At 65.7% G+C, this 16,588-nt stretch carries 14 protein-coding genes; 7 read left to right on the plus strand and 7 right to left on the minus strand.

Annotated elements, in window-relative coordinates:
- Positions 1–12: 12 nt before the first annotated feature.
- Together F5544_RS41675 and F5544_RS41680 are read right to left on the minus strand one after the other, a co-directional pair.
- Positions 13–1,686: a hypothetical protein gene (locus F5544_RS41675; protein ID WP_167471250.1), complete on the minus strand. Its 1,674-nt coding sequence runs from the start codon at positions 1,684–1,686 to the stop codon at positions 13–15.
- Positions 1,683–2,717 carry a Ppx/GppA phosphatase family protein gene (locus F5544_RS41680; RefSeq protein ID WP_167478221.1) on the minus strand — a complete coding sequence of 345 codons (1,035 nt, stop codon included), beginning with the start codon at positions 2,715–2,717 and terminating at the stop codon, positions 1,683–1,685. Before F5544_RS41680 ends, F5544_RS41675 begins: the two co-directional genes overlap by 4 nt.
- Before the next feature lie 65 nt (positions 2,718–2,782).
- Here F5544_RS41680 and F5544_RS41685 point away from each other — a divergent pair, with 65 nt between their 5' ends.
- Both F5544_RS41685 and F5544_RS41690 read left to right on the plus strand, forming a co-directional pair.
- A complete protein-coding gene (locus F5544_RS41685; RefSeq protein WP_428847102.1) occupies positions 2,783–3,631 on the plus strand; it encodes a hypothetical protein in 849 nt (282 codons plus the stop codon).
- A 106-nt stretch (positions 3,632–3,737) separates the two neighbouring features.
- The gene (locus tag F5544_RS41690; protein ID WP_167478222.1) at positions 3,738–4,079 is read left to right on the plus strand and encodes a hypothetical protein; all 342 of its coding nucleotides are present in this window, start codon (positions 3,738–3,740) and stop codon (positions 4,077–4,079) included.
- Between the two features lie 37 nt (positions 4,080–4,116).
- Here F5544_RS41690 and F5544_RS41695 read toward each other — a convergent pair whose 3' ends face one another.
- From F5544_RS41695 to F5544_RS41705, 3 genes are all read right to left on the minus strand, one after another.
- Positions 4,117–4,806, minus strand: a complete 690-nt coding sequence (locus F5544_RS41695) for a response regulator transcription factor (protein WP_014988578.1) — start codon at positions 4,804–4,806, stop codon at positions 4,117–4,119.
- Positions 4,803–6,038: a sensor histidine kinase gene (locus tag F5544_RS41700; protein ID WP_167478223.1), complete on the minus strand. Its 1,236-nt coding sequence runs from the start codon at positions 6,036–6,038 to the stop codon at positions 4,803–4,805. Before F5544_RS41700 ends, F5544_RS41695 begins: the two co-directional genes overlap by 4 nt.
- Positions 6,039–6,197: 159 nt before the next feature.
- Complete coding sequence (locus F5544_RS41705) at positions 6,198–6,602, minus strand: winged helix-turn-helix transcriptional regulator (protein WP_167478224.1); 405 nt, start codon at positions 6,600–6,602, stop codon at positions 6,198–6,200.
- 89 nt (positions 6,603–6,691) lie between these two features.
- On the opposite strand from F5544_RS41705, the gene F5544_RS41710 reads away from it, so the two are divergent.
- From F5544_RS41710 to F5544_RS41730, 5 genes are all read left to right on the plus strand, one after another.
- On the plus strand, positions 6,692–7,357 hold the full coding sequence (locus F5544_RS41710) for an NADPH-dependent F420 reductase (RefSeq protein ID WP_167478225.1): 666 nt from the start codon (positions 6,692–6,694) through the stop codon (positions 7,355–7,357).
- 181 nt (positions 7,358–7,538) lie between these two features.
- Entirely contained in the window at positions 7,539–7,898 is a 360-nt protein-coding gene (locus tag F5544_RS41715; RefSeq protein ID WP_167478226.1) for a hypothetical protein, read from the plus strand.
- 376 nt (positions 7,899–8,274) lie between these two features.
- Positions 8,275–11,463 carry a hypothetical protein gene (locus F5544_RS41720; protein ID WP_167478227.1) on the plus strand — a complete coding sequence of 1,063 codons (3,189 nt, stop codon included), beginning with the start codon at positions 8,275–8,277 and terminating at the stop codon, positions 11,461–11,463.
- Positions 11,454–11,699, plus strand: a complete 246-nt coding sequence (locus F5544_RS41725) for a hypothetical protein (protein ID WP_167478228.1) — start codon at positions 11,454–11,456, stop codon at positions 11,697–11,699. Before F5544_RS41720 ends, F5544_RS41725 begins: the two co-directional genes overlap by 10 nt.
- Before the next feature lie 15 nt (positions 11,700–11,714).
- Positions 11,715–11,951 (plus strand): hypothetical protein, encoded by a 237-nt coding sequence (locus F5544_RS41730; protein ID WP_167478229.1) that lies wholly within the window; start codon positions 11,715–11,717, stop codon positions 11,949–11,951.
- Between the two features lie 114 nt (positions 11,952–12,065).
- Here the strand turns inward: F5544_RS41730 and F5544_RS41735 are convergent, their stop codons facing one another.
- Both F5544_RS41735 and F5544_RS41740 read right to left on the minus strand, forming a co-directional pair.
- Entirely contained in the window at positions 12,066–14,108 is a 2,043-nt protein-coding gene (locus F5544_RS41735) for a CocE/NonD family hydrolase (RefSeq protein ID WP_167478230.1), read from the minus strand.
- 204 nt (positions 14,109–14,312) lie between these two features.
- Positions 14,313–16,364 carry a CocE/NonD family hydrolase gene (locus F5544_RS41740; protein WP_167478231.1) on the minus strand — a complete coding sequence of 684 codons (2,052 nt, stop codon included), beginning with the start codon at positions 16,362–16,364 and terminating at the stop codon, positions 14,313–14,315.
- Positions 16,365–16,588 lie beyond the last annotated feature (224 nt).

Here is a 16,588-nt window from a genome sequence, read left to right on the forward strand (position 1 = left end):
CCGCTCCCCGGCTCAGCTGGTACTGAGGAGAAAGGCCAGCGGTCCCAGCGTGACGAAGCTGCCGACGACGACCGCGATCACCGTGCTGAGAATGTCATCGGTGCGGCGCAGGATGCGGACCAGCGCGACCAGGCCGAGGATCACGACCATCGCCAGGATCAGCGCGACCCACGGAAGCATCTCCCACATCCGCTCGAAACCCTTGAACAGCAGCATGCCCGCGACCGCGGCGCCCGCGCTCTGACCGCCGAGGATCATCCACTGCCTGCGGTTGGCGTCCTCCTCGGACTGGCGCGAGGACCGCGCGCGCCGCGAACCGGTCCTGGTCGCGGTGGCGAAGGTCCGTGTCGCGGTGGCGAGCCGCTTGGGCCGCGAATCGGCTTCGGCGATATCGTCTTCCGCCTCGTCGACGGCGCGCTTGCCCATGCCGACCGGCGCGTAGACGTCGGTGTGACCGTCGTCTATCTCGTCGTCGCGTTTGCCACGACCGAAGCCCCGGCCGGATTTGCCGCCGTCCCGACCGGATTCGGCCCGGTCGAAGCCGCGGCCGGACCTGCCATTGCGGCCGTCGCGATCGGCCCGTTCGGCCTCGGCCCGGTCGACGCCGTCGCGCAGCAGATCGCCCGCGACGGTGTGGCCGGAGATGAGCTGTTGATCCTGGCTGGCCAGCGACCACGCGGCCGTCGGAATGCCGCCGGGTTCCGGTGCGCGCTCGTCTGGTGCGGCGGGCTTATGTCTTCGCGCCGACCAGGCGGGCAGGCCGCCGTCAGCGGGGCCGCGCTTGGCCGATCTTCGCGTATCCGGTTGCGGCGGTTCGGGATTCGCCGGACCGGCGGCGCGGCCGCGCGGTTCCGGATCGGCCGCGTAATCGGTGGTCGGCGACCAGGCCGCGGTCGACGGCCCTTCCTCGGCCGCCTCCTTGGCGCGGCGGCGGGCGGCCCGGCTGCCGGGTTTGGGCTCGTCATGGTTCGGCGCGCCGCGCCTGCCCGCCGGGCCGGGCGGCGCGTCGAGTTCGCGCAGCCGCTGCACCTCGGTGGTCGCGTCGTCCGGGTCCGGGCGATGCCTGCGGCCGGATCCGCCCGAGGGCGGTACACCGTTCGGCAGCGGATCGGCGACGTACGGGTCACCAACCGGATCGGCGACATAAGCGGCCGGGGCGAGCGGATCGGCGCGCCGCCCGGACCTGCCGTGCGGAATCTCGGTGGCGCCCGGCATTTCCCGGCCGGGCAGGCCGCGGGCGGGCGATTCGGGCATCTCGCGGCCGGGCATGACCCGGGCGGTGTACCCGGGCTGCGGATCCGGCGGCGGCGCGTACGGCTCCGGCGCGGCATAGGAGCGCAGCGGGTCGTACATGGTGATCGGCCCGGACATCGGCGAGTAGCCGGCGGGCTCGGGGGCGGGCTCCGGCGGGTTGTACGAAACCGGCTCGGAGGCAGCATAATTCGACAGCGAGTAGTCGAAAGGCGATGGTTCCGGCGCGGATTCGGCGGGCTCGTCCTCGGGTGCGGCGTGCGCGGAGTGGCCACGACCGACCGGGACGACCGGCAGATCGCCGGTGAGTTCGGCGACGGAGATACCGCGGCCGCCGCGCCTGCGCCGACCACCGCTCGAAGAGGGCGCCGCGCCCTGCTGACCGTTGCGGGCCAACAGTTCCGCGACCGAAAGCTGTTTCGACTCGTCCGTCACGAGGGCACAACTCCAATCGGCCCCGATAGTGCCGCGTCACCACCGGGCCTCGGCTTGCCGCTACCGGCCGCCGGGCCCGGGGAGCACTTGGCCCGGGGTCCGCCGTTCATATCGGTATCCAGTTTGCGCAGGATCAGTCCCTCTCGCAGCGCCCACGGACAAATTTCGAGGGTGTCCAGCGATAGTGCCCGCATACTCGCCTCCGCGACCAATGCGCCAGCCACCAATTGCTGTGACCGATCGGAACTTACGCCTTCCAATTCTGCACGGTCGGCGGCCGTCATTCGCGATATGAACGCAATCAGTTGGCGCAGACCTGAGCTGGTGAGTGTACGACGCACCCTGGCGCCCGCCCCCGAGGGTGCCGCCCCGGTCAACCGGGCAAGCGACCGGAACGTCTTGGACGTGCCGACGGCGAGATCCGGTTTACCCACCTCGATCAGCTGTTTCGCCGGGGTCACCAGTTCGGCGTCGAGCCAGTCGCGCAGCACGGCGACCCGGCGTTTGCCGGGCGGATCCTCGCGCAGCCACTCCCGTGTCAACCGGCCTGCGCCGAGCTGCAGCGAGAGCGCGACGTCGGGTTCCTCGTCGCCGCCGTTGGTCATTTCCAGCGATCCGCCGCCGATGTCGAGGTTGAGAATGCGGCCCGCGCTCCAGCCGTACCAGCGCCGCACCGCGAGAAAGGTGAGCCGGGCCTCGTCGACCCCGGAAAGCACCTGCAGATCCACCCCGGTTTCCCGGCGCACCCGGTTGAGCACCTGGTCGGAATTGGTGGCCTCGCGCAGCGCCGAGGTGGCGAACGGCATCAGCTCGACGCATTTGGAAGTCTCGGCGATGCTGGCGAATTCGGCCACCGTATCGATCAGCCTGCGCGCACCCGCCTCGGTGATCCGGCCGTGGTTGTCCATATTCTCCGACAGCCGCAGCGTGGCCTTCGTCGAGCTCATCGGCATGGGGTGGCCACCACGATGAGCGTCCACCACGAGCAGGTGCACGGTATTGCTTCCGACGTCGAGTACCCCTAGCCGCACAAGAACACGGTACTGGGTCGACCGGCGCTTCAGGTCACGCGATCGAACTGTTAGCGTCTCGCACTGTGACGGAAGGCGCAGCTGCGAAGACCCGGCGCAAGCCCCGACCAGCGGGAAAGATCGACCCGAGCCCGGAGGTGGCTCTCGATTTCCCGCGTGAGTGGATCGAATTCGTCGATCCGGCAAACGATGAGCATCTCATCGTCGCCGACCTCACCTGGCTGCTGTCGAAATGGACGTGTGTATTCGGCACGCCTGCGTGCCAGGGCATCCTCGGCGACCGGCCGGATGACGGCTGCTGCTCACACGGCGCGTTCCTCTCCGACAAGGACGATCGCAAGCGCCTGCAGAAGGCTGTGAAACTGCTCACAACCGAGGACTGGCAGCTCATGGACGAGGCCAAAGACGCCGACGGCAAGGTCACCAAGAAGGGCTATCTGGAGGTCGACGAACTCGAGGATGAGCAGGCGCTGCGCACCCGCCGGTTCGACGGCGCGTGCATCTTCCTCAACCGTCCGGGTTTCGCGGGCGGCGTCGGTTGCGCACTGCACACCATGGCGTTGCGCACAGGCGTCGAACCGCTCACGGTGAAGCCGGATGTGTGCTGGCAGTTGCCCATTCGCCGGACCCAGGAGTGGGAGGACCGCCCGGATGGCGTCCAGATCCTGCGCACCGTGATCACCGAATACGACCGGCGCGGCTGGGGCCCCGGCGGTTTGGATCTGGATTGGTACTGCTCCGGCTCCCCCGACGCGCATGTCGGGGCCCGTCCGGTCTGGCAGTCGTACGCGCCGGAATTGACGGAGCTGATCGGCGAGCCCGCGTACGCGGAATTGGCCAAGCATTGCAAGCGCCGAGAGGGGTTGGGGCTCATCGCGATCCACCCCGCGACGGCGGCGGCCGAGCGGGCCTGAACAGGCCGTCCAGTCCGCCGACCTGCATGTCTGGGACATGAAAATTGCATTACGAGCCATTCGCGCGCAATGCGCTTTTCACCGCGATCCGGTTTGATGGGCGGTCATGTTCAACAAAGCCATCACCTTCGCCACCATCGCCGTCGGCGCCGCGCTCACCGTGACCGGTGTCGCGCACGCGGACAACGCCGCCGACCCCACCCAGTACTCCGACCACACCGCGGACTTCGTGAACTCGACCGATCCCGCGGCGCTCAACGCCAAGGCCGACGGCAAGCAGCTCGTCGTCAGCCCGTACGGCACCCGCAGCACCATCGTCTGTCGTGGCAACGGCGCCGACGTCGCGCTCTACGACTGCAAGCAGGCCGACCCGTACGGCTTCGGCTGGATCGTCCTCGACAAGCAGGAAACCCCGCTGGGCACCGCATGGGTGCACATCATGCCTTGAGTCGCCGATCCAGGGGCCCGGGCGACCGGGCCCCTGATCACGCTTCCAGCTTGTAACCCAGCCCGCGCACCGTCACCAGGTGCTCCGGCTTGGCCGGATCGGCCTCGATCTTCGAGCGCAACCGCTTGACATGCACGTCGAGCGTCTTGGTGTCGCCGACGTAATCGGCGCCCCACACCCGGTCGATCAGCTGGCCGCGGGTGAGCACCCGGCCGGAGTTACGCAGCAGGTACTCCAGCAGGTCGAACTCCTTGAGCGGCAGGGTGACCGGCTTGCCGTTGACCAGCACCGTGTGCCGGTCGACATCCATGCGGACCGGGCCGGCCTCCAGCACACCGCTCTCGTTGCCGCCGTCCAGCTCGTCACCGGCGCCGCGGCGCAGCACCGCCCTGATGCGGGCGATCAACTCGCGCGCCGAGTACGGCTTGGTCACATAGTCGTCCGCGCCGAGCTCCAGCCCGACCACCTTGTCGATCTCGCTGTCCCGCGCGGTCACCATGATCACCGGGACACCGCTGCGGGTGCGCAGCTGCTTGCACACGTCGGTGCCGCTCATACCGGGCAGCATCAGGTCGAGCAGCACGATATCGGCGCCGGACCGGTCGAATTCGGCAAGCGCGGATGGTCCGTCACCGACCACCGTTACCTCGAATCCCTCCTTGCGCAGGAGAAACGCGAGCGGATCGGCCAGCGACTCCTCATCCTCGACGATCAGAACACTCGTCATCTGCGTGCCTCCACACCGTTGGTTCGGCCCGGACCCGTGGGACGCGGGCTTGTTTCTCTCGTGCCCACCCCGGACTCGGCGGAATCCTCATCTCCGTCGGCCTCGTGATGGGCGGGTATTCGCAGGGTGAACGTCGATCCGGTACCCAGCTTGCTCCACAGGGTGATCTCACCGTTGTGGTTGGCCGCCACATGCTTGACGATAGCCAGCCCGAGGCCGGTACCGCCGGTGGCGCGCGAGCGGGCCTTGTCCGAGCGGAAGAACCGCTCGAACACCCGCTCCTGGTCTTCCTTGGCGATGCCGATGCCGCGGTCGGTCACGGCCATCGCGACGTGGTCGCCGCGCAGCGAGCGGCTGACCGAGACGTGCGAGCCGGTCGGCGAATAGGCGATCGCGTTCTCCACCAGGTTGGACAAGGCGGTGACCAGCAGGGTCTCGTCACCGAGCACCTCGAGTCCGCTGGGGCGGTCGGTGCTGACCGTGATGCCCGCGGCCTCCGCCGCGGTGCGGGAGCGGTCCACCGCCTGGTTGACGACGGTATCGACGTCGACAACGGATAGATCGGGCAGTTTCTCGGCACCTTGCAGTCGGGACAGCGCGATCAACTCGGTGACCATCTTGCCGAGCCTGCGCGATTCGCCGAGCACCCGCTGACCGAAGTGGCGCACCGCATCCGGATCGTCGGCCGATTCCAGCAACGCCTCGGCCAACAGGCTCATCGCGCCGACCGGTGTCTTGAGCTCATGGCTGACATTGGCAACGAAGTCGCGCCGGGTGGCCTCCATGCGGGCCTGCTCGGAATCGTCGTCGGCGAAGAGCACCGTGAAATTGGTCTCCTCCTTGGACAGCGGCCGGGCGACACCGCGCACCGCGATCCGGCTGCGGCCGGGCATCGGGTTCTTGGCGGTCAGGTCGAATTCCGCGGATTCGCCGGTGGCCAGCACCTTTTCGACCGCGGCCCAGGCGCGTTCGTCGAGTAGTCGGTTGCGGACCAGGCCGAGCTCCTCGGCGCGCGGGTTGACCAGCACGACGTCGCGGTACTCGTCGACCACCGCGATACCGCTCTCCGAGGCGAGCACGATCAGGTCGAGCACCTGGGACATGGTGAGACCGGAATCGGCCTGCCGCCGCGCGGCCTGCCTCGCATTCATATATGGAATCAGTAGCCCGCCGACTGCCAGGCCCACGACAGCCGCGAGGACTGCCAGCAGGACGGCCTGGGGAACACTCACACTTGAATCGTACGGTCGACTAGCGACATACCAACGCCGGGTACACGAAGTTTCATGCAGGTCACAGGCCCTTTAGCGAGTGTTAGCCGCGCGTTTACACAGAATTCCGGCGACCGTGTCCGCATCGTTGACGCAGATCAAGACCGCTTGACCGAGCCCTCAGTCCTCGTCGTCGCCGTCTGCCAATGCGGCGGTGACCGCCGAGCCGTGCCGGTCCACCCAATCGCCCAGCGCATAGAGCGGTATGAGCAGATCGAGGCCCGCCTTGGTCAGCTCGTACTCCACCCGCGGCGGGGATTCGGCGTAGCGGCGGCGCTCGACCAGCGTCATCCGTTCCATCTTGCGCAGGGTCTGGGTGAGCATCTTCTGGCTGATGCCGCCGATGACTGCGCGCAGCTCGCCGGGACGCATCGGACCGTTGCGCAGCGTGTACACCACGACCGGTAGCCAGGAGTTGCCGAAGAGGTCGACGCCGATCCTGGCCGGGCAGTCCGAGGTGTAATCGCCGTATGCCGGGAATTCGACCGGGCCGATGGTGATGTGTTCGACGTGTGCCAGCGCCATCGTTTCAGCTTGCCAGGTTTATTGCGCACCCGCAGGTGCCTATCGGAGTCCCTAATTTCGATCGCGTTCCCCTCACTACAGGAGTTGATATGCGAATCGGAATCATCGGCGCGGGCTCGATGGCGGCGGCGCTCGGCGGCGGCTGGGCCGCGGCGGGGCATGAGATCCGCATCGGCGCTCGAAATGCCGGTGCCGCAAGCGAATTGGCCGCGAAGATCGGTTCGGGCGCGACCGGCGGGTCGATCGCCGAAGCGGCAGAGTTCGGCGAAGCGGTGCTGCTCGCACTGCCGCCGAGCGCGATGGACGCGGTATTGCGTTCGGTGCCAGGCGGTTTCGCCGGAAAGACCCTGATCGACTGCTCCAACGCGTTCATGCCGGACGAGGCCGCGCCGGAGGGCACGTTGGCGTTCGTCCTCTCCGAGGACGCGGTCGCGGAGCGGATCTCGGCCACCGTGCCCGACGCACACGTGGTGAAGGCGTTCAACCTCCTCGCCGCCGAGATCTTCGCTGCGGACACAAGGGAATTCGAGGGCCGCACGCTGGGGATGCCGTACTGCGGCGACGATCCCGCCGCCCTACGCCTGGTGGCCGATCTGATCGAAGACCTGAAGTTCCAACCGATCCCCGCGGGCGGACTGCACCGTGCGCGATACCTGGAGGCCACCTCGGTCTTCGTCGTCGGACTGTGGTTCGGTGGCCAGGACGCCAGGGCGATGTTCCCGCCCGTCGAGGCCACTTACGCCGAAGTCGATTGAGCGGCACCGCTTTTACTCACATGATCCTGCCGATGCACCGACTTCGAACTCAGCGGGCGAGGGCCTGATGCGCCAGTAGCGAAGGGCCCCAGAACTGCTCTGGGGCCCTTCGGATAGCCGATTCCAGCGCTCGCCAGCCGATTTCGGTCACCGGCTCCCGTTGAGTGATCTACTCATAACCATGGAGAAATTCGACGCCTGGCTGAACCAGATTCACCATTGGGAAGACCAGTTCGACTATCGCGCAATCTACTCCGCGTACTTGAACGCCGCCGGCGGTACCGAGTCGGAGAGCATCGAGTCGACGTGCAGACGGCGTCCAGATGGCGGCTACGAGATCTATGCGGGTCGAGAGACGATAGCGCTTGCCGACGATATCGAGCGAGAGGCATTGGCCGCGCATATCGCACATCGCTATTGCGGAGACCGCTATCCGGATATGGAAGCTTGGCACTGGCAACAACACGACTGGTATGTCGAGGATCTCCGTGCCTGGACAAGCGCTGATGGCTGGTCGAGTCAGGCCAAACCTCCGGCGTAAAGTTATGGCGGCACAAACTCATCCGCCGGTCCCGCAGACGGTAAGCGCTGACCAGCGTAGTTGTCCCCCGAGATGCGGCCGGATCCCAGCACCGCAGCCGAAGTCGATCTTGTCTTAGGTGAAGCCCTCTTGCTAGGCTGAAGCCTCCGGCGGGTCGAGTGCCCGTCAAGCAGCTCTCACCCAATCCTGTTGTCAGGGTTGGGTTTTTTCATGCCCCAACTCGGAGACGACTCCGCGATCCGAGACGGCGGGCGATCCGATCCGCGTAATCCGTAGCAGCCCGCGCCCTTCGGGCCACTGCGTCGCGCCTGCCTCCTGTTGTGTGGCCGACTGTGCTGTGGCGCAACCGATTACCTGACTTGACGAGGTCTTCGCCATGGCGAACTACGACGCCATCCTTCCGAACCCATCACCCGTCCCCGAGTGGACTAATCGGCGAGCAGCCCAGCTCACCACATACCGTCTTGCCCGCACCGAGGAACTCGACGAGTCCGCCGATGCACGTGGCGGCCGCGTATTCGACTTTCACGGGATGACCCCCGATTCAGCAGCCCGACAGCTGGATCGTATCTTCCGGGCCCGTGAATTGGCGGACTCGGCCATCGAATCATTCACTGTCGCCGACTCTTTCACGCCCGCCGGGCGCTCCGACGCGTCAGTTGCGGAACACGGCCAACCATCCGCACCGGGTGTCTCGCCTCAGCTGATCAAACCGGTCAGCTATGTCACCGGGGCCGGGGCTCCGTCTCCCCAAAACGAGCAAGAGCGCGACCGGATCATGGCCGAGCAGCAAGAGTACTGGAAGCAACGCAATCCGAATCCGCAACCCAAACCAATGGAAACGCAGCCGAATCCCCCTGCCAAGGCACCGAATTCGCCTGCACCGAACAACACCCCAGCTCCCGCTCCGAAGCAATCGGCACCCGCCCCGGCACCGGAAAGGCCAGACATCGCCGGGCCGGACAACAGCGCTGCCGCGCCGGAGGCACACCCCGAGCGCGTCGAGTCGGCAACGACGATCGACCCCGAAACCGTCCGCCGGACCCCGATGCTTCAAGGGTTCTACAACCTCGACGGCACACCCAAACAATCGCCGATGACGGTGCCGACGGAAGCCCAGCAGGCGTTCGATCAGTTGCCCTCGCCGCAGCGTGCGGTGATTGAGCAGACTATGTCCGGGCAGGTCACCTTCGAACACAAACCTCAGCCTGCGTCCCCGGGGCCGACCATCACCGAGGCGGGGCCACCTCTGGGGCGTCAGCCCGTCGAGCGGGTGACCAATGCCGATGGCAGTCAATCGCTCGTGGTGCCGGTGCAGGGGCGAGATGGGCTCTCGCGCATCGTGTTCGGGCCCGACGGCATCACGGTTATCGATCCCGATGGAACCCGTACTCCGGTCAACTCTCAGGGCATCGCGCCACCCCGGCGCACCCACGCCAACCGGATGTTCGATCCCGAACTCGGCGCGTGGATCATGCCGCCCCCCGAAACTCCGAAAGGGCTGGTACCGGAGGTAAGGCATTCACCGTGGCTGGATGCGGTAACCGACCTGCTCGATGGCAATGGCAGCACCACGAAACCATCGGTAGTCATCCCGCGCAGTGACGGTTCGACCGAGGTCCGCACGCCGGGTGGTGGCTCCGCCGGAGCCGATCGACCGTGGACCGAGGTGCGGATCCTCGACGCCGATGGCCGTGAAATCGCCTATTACCGTGAGGGATCCGACGGCAACAAACACTATCCGCTGGGCGCGGGCCACGACGTCACCATCGGCCCGGACGGCAAAGTCGTCGACCCGCCCCACCTCTCGCCTGCGCCGCTGGACGCGATCGGCCCGCCCGATCGACGCGGCAGGATCGGCTACATCGAGCCCGACGGCTGGACCACCGCCCTCGAACCGATCCCGCTACCGCCCGGTGTTCCCGGCCAGGCGTTGTATGCCCACGACGGTCGCCTGCTCATCCGAGACACGAACGGGAAATACCACTGGGTCGACCAAACTCCCGAAACCCCGTCGCCGACCCCGTCCCAGCGCAGCATCATCGTGCCCTGGGACGCCCCCAAGGGGGTCGATAGCTACCGGACCATGGACGGCACTTGGTATTTCGATGTCAACGGCCACAAGGTCGCATTCACCCCAGACCAACAACAGGTCATCGATATCCCCAATGGGTTGCGGCCCACCGGGACCGGCGGCATCTATGTCGACGATCGCAACCTCAGACCGGAAAGCATCGTCACCGCCGTCTTCCCGATTCCGAGCAAACAAATCCCGGTACCTGAAGGGGTACCAGCGACTGCCCTCTACGAACTCGAAGACGGACGTCTCGTCGTCGTCGACCGCGAGGGCGGAAACCATTACGTCTCACCGCTACCCGCACTCCCACCCGAAGGCTGGGTCAAAGGACTCGTCCGAGCATTTATGGACGTTGCCCTCACCTACGGCGGACGCAAAGGCGGCTGGGCCGCAGCTCCGGGACGCCCTTATCCCCGCGTACTGGAGCCAACAGCTCCCTGGTATCGCGGACCTGCAACGAAGTCCGGCCCGACAAAGCCCGGGTCCGAAGACGCTCCATCACCGGGACGTGGTGGTGGCAGCACCGTCAAAGATGAAGACGCCAGCCAAGTTACGGACAACAAGCCCAAGTCGCACACCAGTGTGGAGGGCGAAACCGAGGTCGTCTCCACACCGGATTCGAGCGGAAAGAACCGTGGATTCGAAGAGCCACGGCTGCGGGAAGACCCACCCGGTGGGCAGGGCGGGGACAAACCACCGACCGGAAGCGGTTCAGGTACCGAATATTCCACCGGGTCGACAGTCGGCAGAGCGAAGGCTCCTGGCGATTCGCCATCAGCCAAGCCCGCCAACGGGATTGATGACCTGCCGACGGTACGGGAGTTGTTCGACACCGACGAAGGCGAACTCCGGGGCATCCTACAGTGTGGGCTGGATGGTGAATATGGTCTACCTGACCCGAATGAAGGCTGGCGACTCCGCCTGCAGGTCGACCACGTCGAAAGTACGCGAAACACGAGGACCGGACGGCCCTACCTGGAGTTCGGCGCTACGATCCGCGACGGTGCAGGCAACGATGTCGGCCGCGTCATGCGTGCCTTCACAATCGACAGCGACGGAGATCCTGTTGTCGAACATGCGTGGCTCAGACTGGACAAATCTGTGCGTGGCCGGAATTTTTCGTCTGACCTGTTCAAGACCTTGTTGAGATACTACCGTCGCTCCGATGTCTCGGCAATCACCCTATTCGCCTCACTCGATGATGGTGGGTGGGCATGGGCGAAAGCTGGTTTCCGATGGGACAATACAGGACCGAAGAAGGAGCAGGGGAATCGCGCATCCATGCTCGAACAGATCCAGGAGGTTCGCACCGATCCGAATGTTTCGGAGGCCGATAAGGCCCTTCTCGATGGCCTAGCGGATCGCTTCGCCGGGCCGAGCGAGCGATGGCCAACACCCTTTGAAATGACAAGACTGGCAAGTCAAGACCCAAGCCTTGCGGAGCGGATTCTGCGAGGTTCGTCATGGTATGGAGTGATGTGGTTGTGAAGATCGAGGGCAGTAAGGCGTATCAGGAGTTTGTGAAGGAACAGAGTCGGGCGTTTTCCCGGCACTTCTTCGAGTTCATTTGGTCTCGCAATCTGGACATTGAAGACGAGTTCTGGTCGGAGCAGGACAAGGCTGACTTCAATGCTGAATCCGATCTGCTGCTGGCGGAGTGGAAACGCAGGGAGGCCGAGATGTGGGCGGCAGAAGAGTCTGATGATCGGGCACCCGAGTCATAAGCGTGGTGGGCAGTCTTGAAAATCAAAGGGAGCAAAGCGTATCAGGAGTTTGTCAAGGCGCGTAGTCGAGCGTTCGGCGAGCATTTCGACGAGTTCGTCCAGTCACGTGATTTGGATATCGACGACAAATACTGGTCGGAGCAGGATAAGGCCGATTTCAATGTTGGATTCGACGCACTCCTGGCAGAGTGGGCTCTCAGGAAGGCTGAACTATTGGCGGCTGAGGAGGCTGCGCAGAATGGCGAGTCGTGAAGCTGTACTAGACTTTGAATGCAGAATCGGATGTTGGCTGTGAAAATCAAAGGACTTCCGAAATGGCGACGTGTGTTCGCCAGGGCGGGCCCCAGCGAACACCAACCCCTCGCATCACCAGCCGGGATTGCCGGACACCGGCAGGTTGACGTAGCTCGGTTCGGCTGGGTCTAGCAGCAGGTGCTGGGGGCGTAGGCCGGTGTCGACGGTGATCGGGGTCGGGGTCAGGCCCTTGGGGAAGTTGGCGGCGAATACGTCGACGCGCAGGCGGTGTCCCGGCTGGAGGACGGCGGCTATGCCGGGCACCGAAATATCCAGTGCGGTTGGTTGTCCCGGCACCGTCTGCTGTCGGGTGTCCAGCGAGAGGTCGGGTACCGGATCGGTGTAGTCGCCGTCGGGCGCGCGGGTGCTGCGCGCCTCATCGATCTTTCGCAGTGAGGCGACGAGTTGGCCCGAGGAGAGCACCGTCGACTGTCCGTCCGGCGCCACATCGTTCACGGTGGTGACCCAGTAGCCGTCGGCGGCGTCCTGAATGGTGTTGAGGTGCACCGCGATCGGGCCCGACAGGTTGGTCGGCGCGGCCACCGGGGCGCTGGTGAAGGTGAGCGCGGCGACCTCGGCCACCCGCGAATCCTTCGCGCAGCCATCGATGATCGAAAGGATTCCGGCGGATTCCTGCGCCGCGTCCCTGGAGCAGATGGTGGAAAGCCCCGGTGCGACGGTGAGTTGATCGGTGCCCGGATCCGGTTGTGGGACAAGCGATCCATCGTGTGCACTGACGCCGGAGGCGCCGCTGGACGTGGCCGAGAGGTACATCCGCCGGTAGTCGACCCCCGGCTCGGGGAAGGAGGGCGCGGTGATCCAGCCACCGCCCTGCTGACGCACGGTCACCGGGCCGTATGCATCGATGCCGTTGTCGATTCCCTTGAGCCACTTGTCGAACCAGGCGCGCTGCAGCACGTCCATGCGCGGCGGCAGACCGGGCTTACCGGATTCGTTGCCGTTGCTGATGTGGTAGCCGTCGCCGATCAACAGCTGTTTGCGCCCGGGCGGCAACGGCATTCGCCGGTAAACGTCGGCCTGCGAGTTGACGAAGACATCGTGCCAGCCGCCGGTGATGAAGGCGGGCACGGTGATTCGGCTCGGATCGTTCTCCCACGCCTGGCGGATCGGGCTCGCGGCGTGCAGCAGATCCTGCACCTTCGGGTCGAGTTGGTCGATCTCCGGCGTGACGAACACATTGACCAGCGCGTCCATGAAGGTGAACGGGTCGGCCATCCGGTCCTGTAGCCATTTGAGGTCGAACCGACCGCCGGCCAGCGCGGACAGATCCGGCACCAGCTTCGCGCCGTTCACCGCGAGCAGCCAGGCGGGCATGAAGGCGACGCCGACAGCGCCGCCGGGTGCGACCAAGTCGCGGAACGGATTCCGGCTCGGCACCACCGGAAAGATGGCCTTCAACGCGGGCGGATTCTTGGCCGCGGCCTGCAACTGGTTCAACGCCGAGTAGGAGACGCCGGTCATCCCGATATCGCCGGTGGACCACGGCTGATGCGCGGCCCAGTCGATCACCTCGACGGTGTCCCGCTGTTCCCGATCGCGCAGCAGATCCCAATCCCCTTGGGAGAAGCCGGTTCCCCGGACATCGACCACCACCTGGGTGTAGCCGCTCTTGATCAGCTGCCGGTCGACCGAGAAATTGCGGATCAGGCCGCCGCCGAGCGCCTTGGTCAGGTCGGTGATGCCGGAGAACGGCGTGCCGGATAGGTCGGTGTCGCGCGCCACCTGCATGACCGCGTCGGACAGCCACGGGATGGAGATGAGGCTGTCGGCGATCATCGAGCCGAGTTTGGTGTACGGGGTGAGGTTCACGATGGTCGGTGTCGGCGCCGAAATCGGTTGTCCCGCAGCATCGGCCGGACGGTAGACGTTCGCCTTCAGCACGGTGCCGTCGCTCATGGTGATCGGCACGTCCCAGTCGATGTGGACATTCGGATACTGCTGTGGACCGTCTTCCGCGGCCGCCCATGCCGCGCCCGCGGCGCCGCCGTCCGGGCCGGCCGGTGCGGGCTCGGCCGGAGCCGCGGCGGGAGATAGGAAGGGCGCCAAGGCGATTGCGGCGAACAACGCGACGGCACAGCGCAGAGTGGACCGCATCCGACTACTTTCTATGAAAAGGCCATCTTTTCGGAATGACCCTAAAAGTAGGTCGAACGGTCGGAACTGTCCGCGAATCCGGCATGCGGACCGGAAATTCGTGCAACCTCACAACGTTCGGAGGTGCGGCTACGGCATCCGCACACAGAAAAACGCCCCCGCCCGACACCGTTGTCGAGCGAAGGCGCCCTTCTCTTCTCGCCGTTACCAGCCCGGGTTGCCCCGCACCGGAACATTGACGAAGCTCGGCCGCTGCGGATCCAGCTGCACATGCTGCGGGCGCAGTCCGGTGTCGAGCAGCATCGGCATGATCGGCAGTCCCTTCGGGAAGTTGCCCGCGTACACGTCCACCCGCAGGCGGTGTCCCGGCTGCAGCACCGCCTCGGTCGCGGGCAGCGCGATATCCAGCGTCGTCGCCTCGCCCGGCACGGTCGGCTGCCGATAGTCGATCGAGGTGTAGGCGCGCGGATCGGTGTAATCGCCATTGGCCGAACGGGAACTGGCGGCCTCGTCGACCTGCCGCAGCGAGGCCATCAGCTGACCGGAGGACAGCACCGTCGACTGTCCGTCGGGGGCGACATCGTTCACCGTGACGACCCAGTACCCGTCCGCCGCGTCCTGAACGGTGTTGAGGTGCACCGCGATCGGGCCCGACAGGCTGGTCGGCCCGCCGACCGGCGCACTGGTGAAGGTGAGCCCGCCGAGCTCCTCGATCCTGGAATCCTTTGCGCAGCCATCGATGATCGACAACACGCCCGCGCTGCCCTGCGCGGCGTCGTTGGAGCACAGGCTGGCAAGCCCGGGTGCGACGGTGAGCCGGGCATCATCGGAAACCGCTGTCGCACTGAGTGATCCGTCGTAGACGCTGTTCGCGGTGCCGCTGCGGGCCGCCGACAGGTACATCCTGCGATACTCGGCTTCGTCGGTGCCGGTGGCGGATTCGCCGAACCCGTTGCTGGTGACCCAGCCGCCGCCCTGCTGGCGCAGGGTGACCGGGCCGTATTTATCGATGCCGTTGTCGATGTCCTTGAGCCATCTGTCGAACCACGCGCGCTGCAATACGTCCAGCCGGGGCGGCAATCCGGGCTTGCCGTATTCGTTGCCCGAATTGACGTGGTAGGTATTGCCCATCAGCAGCTGCTTCTGGCCCGCGGGCAGCGGAATGTCGTTGTAGATCTTGGATTCCGAGTAGGTGAACAGATCGTGCCAGCCGCCGGTGACGAAGGTCGGCACCTGGATCCGGCTCGGATCGCCCAGCCACGCCTGGCGCGGGCCGGAATTCGCGGTGAGCAGTTCCTTCGCACGCGGATCGAGGTCGTCCATCTTCGCGGTGGTGTAGACATTGAGCAGTACGTCCATGAACGTCAACGGATCTCGCACCCGATCGGCCAGCCACTGGGTGTCGAACTGCCCGTTGAGCACCGAGGCCAGATCCGGAACCAGCTTGAGCCCGTTGATCGCGGTGAGCCACAGCGGAATGAAGTTGAAGCCGAAGCCGCCACCGGGCGCGAGCACATCGTCGACCAGATCGCTACCCGGCACGACCGGGAAGATGGCCTGCAGTGCGGGCGGGCGCTTTTCGGCGACCTGCACCTGGTTGATCCCCGAGTAGGAAATGCCGTTCATGCCGATGCGCCCGTTGGACCACGGCTGGCGCGCCGTCCAGTCGATCACCTCGACGGTGTCCTGCTGTTCGCGATCGCGCAGCATATCCCAATCCCCTTGGGAGAAGCCGGTTCCGCGCACATCGACGACCACCTGGGTGTAGCCGCTCTTGATCAGCTGCCGGTCGACGGTGAAGTTGCGCAGCTCACCGCCGCCGAATGCCTTTGTCAGATCGGTGATTCCGGACAGCGGGGTGCCGCTCAGATCGATCTGGCGGAACAGCCCGAGCAGCGCGTCGGACAGGCCGGGTATGGACTGCGCGTGGTCGGCCAGGTTGGAGACCAGCTTGGTGTAGGGCGTCAGGTTGACGACCGTCGGCGTCGGGGTGTCGATCGGCCGCCCGGCGGCGTCGGCGGGCCGGTAGACATTGCCCTTGAGCACGGTGCCGTCACTCATGGTGATCGGGACGTCCCACTGAATGAACACATTCGGGTACTGCTGCGGACCGTCTTCGGTTGCGGTCCAGGCCGCACCGGCGGCGCCGCCATCGGGGCCGGTCGGGTTCGGCGCCGCGGACGCGCCGGATGCGAGGAAGGGGACGAGCACCGCCGTGGCAACCGCCGCCACTGTGGCCCGCAACGCGTACTTCATCGGACGTGATCCACCTCTCATACTGGTCGAACGCCCGAAACGTAGCATGCTTACTGGTCGGTAAGGAACTCGGGTAACAGTAAATGTGACGAGAATGCCGATTTACATATCCAGTACGGCTCGCAATAGCGGCTGGGTATAGCTGGAAATGACGCTGTTCGGCGCAGAATCAAGATTTACCACAGCGCGGGTCGACGGCAGTAACCATCGACCCGCGCAGCCAG

This window comes from Nocardia arthritidis, assembly GCF_011801145.1.
Classification (GTDB): Bacteria; Actinomycetota; Actinomycetes; order Mycobacteriales; family Mycobacteriaceae; genus Nocardia; species Nocardia arthritidis_A.

Coding starts and splice junctions, on each gene's coding strand:
- F5544_RS41690 (WP_167478222.1), top strand. CDS start 3,738: ATGTTCAACAAAGCCATCACCTTCGCCACCATCGCCGTCGGCGCCGCG.
- F5544_RS41695 (WP_014988578.1), bottom strand. CDS start 4,806: ATGACGAGTGTTCTGATCGTCGAGGATGAGGAGTCGCTGGCCGATCCG.
- F5544_RS41705 (WP_167478224.1), bottom strand. CDS start 6,602: ATGGCGCTGGCACACGTCGAACACATCACCATCGGCCCGGTCGAATTC.
- F5544_RS41710 (WP_167478225.1), top strand. CDS start 6,692: ATGCGAATCGGAATCATCGGCGCGGGCTCGATGGCGGCGGCGCTCGGC.
- F5544_RS41715 (WP_167478226.1), top strand. CDS start 7,539: ATGGAGAAATTCGACGCCTGGCTGAACCAGATTCACCATTGGGAAGAC.
- F5544_RS41720 (WP_167478227.1), top strand. CDS start 8,275: ATGGCGAACTACGACGCCATCCTTCCGAACCCATCACCCGTCCCCGAG.
- F5544_RS41735 (WP_167478230.1), bottom strand. CDS start 14,108: ATGCGGTCCACTCTGCGCTGTGCCGTCGCGTTGTTCGCCGCAATCGCC.
- F5544_RS41740 (WP_167478231.1), bottom strand. CDS start 16,364: ATGAAGTACGCGTTGCGGGCCACAGTGGCGGCGGTTGCCACGGCGGTG.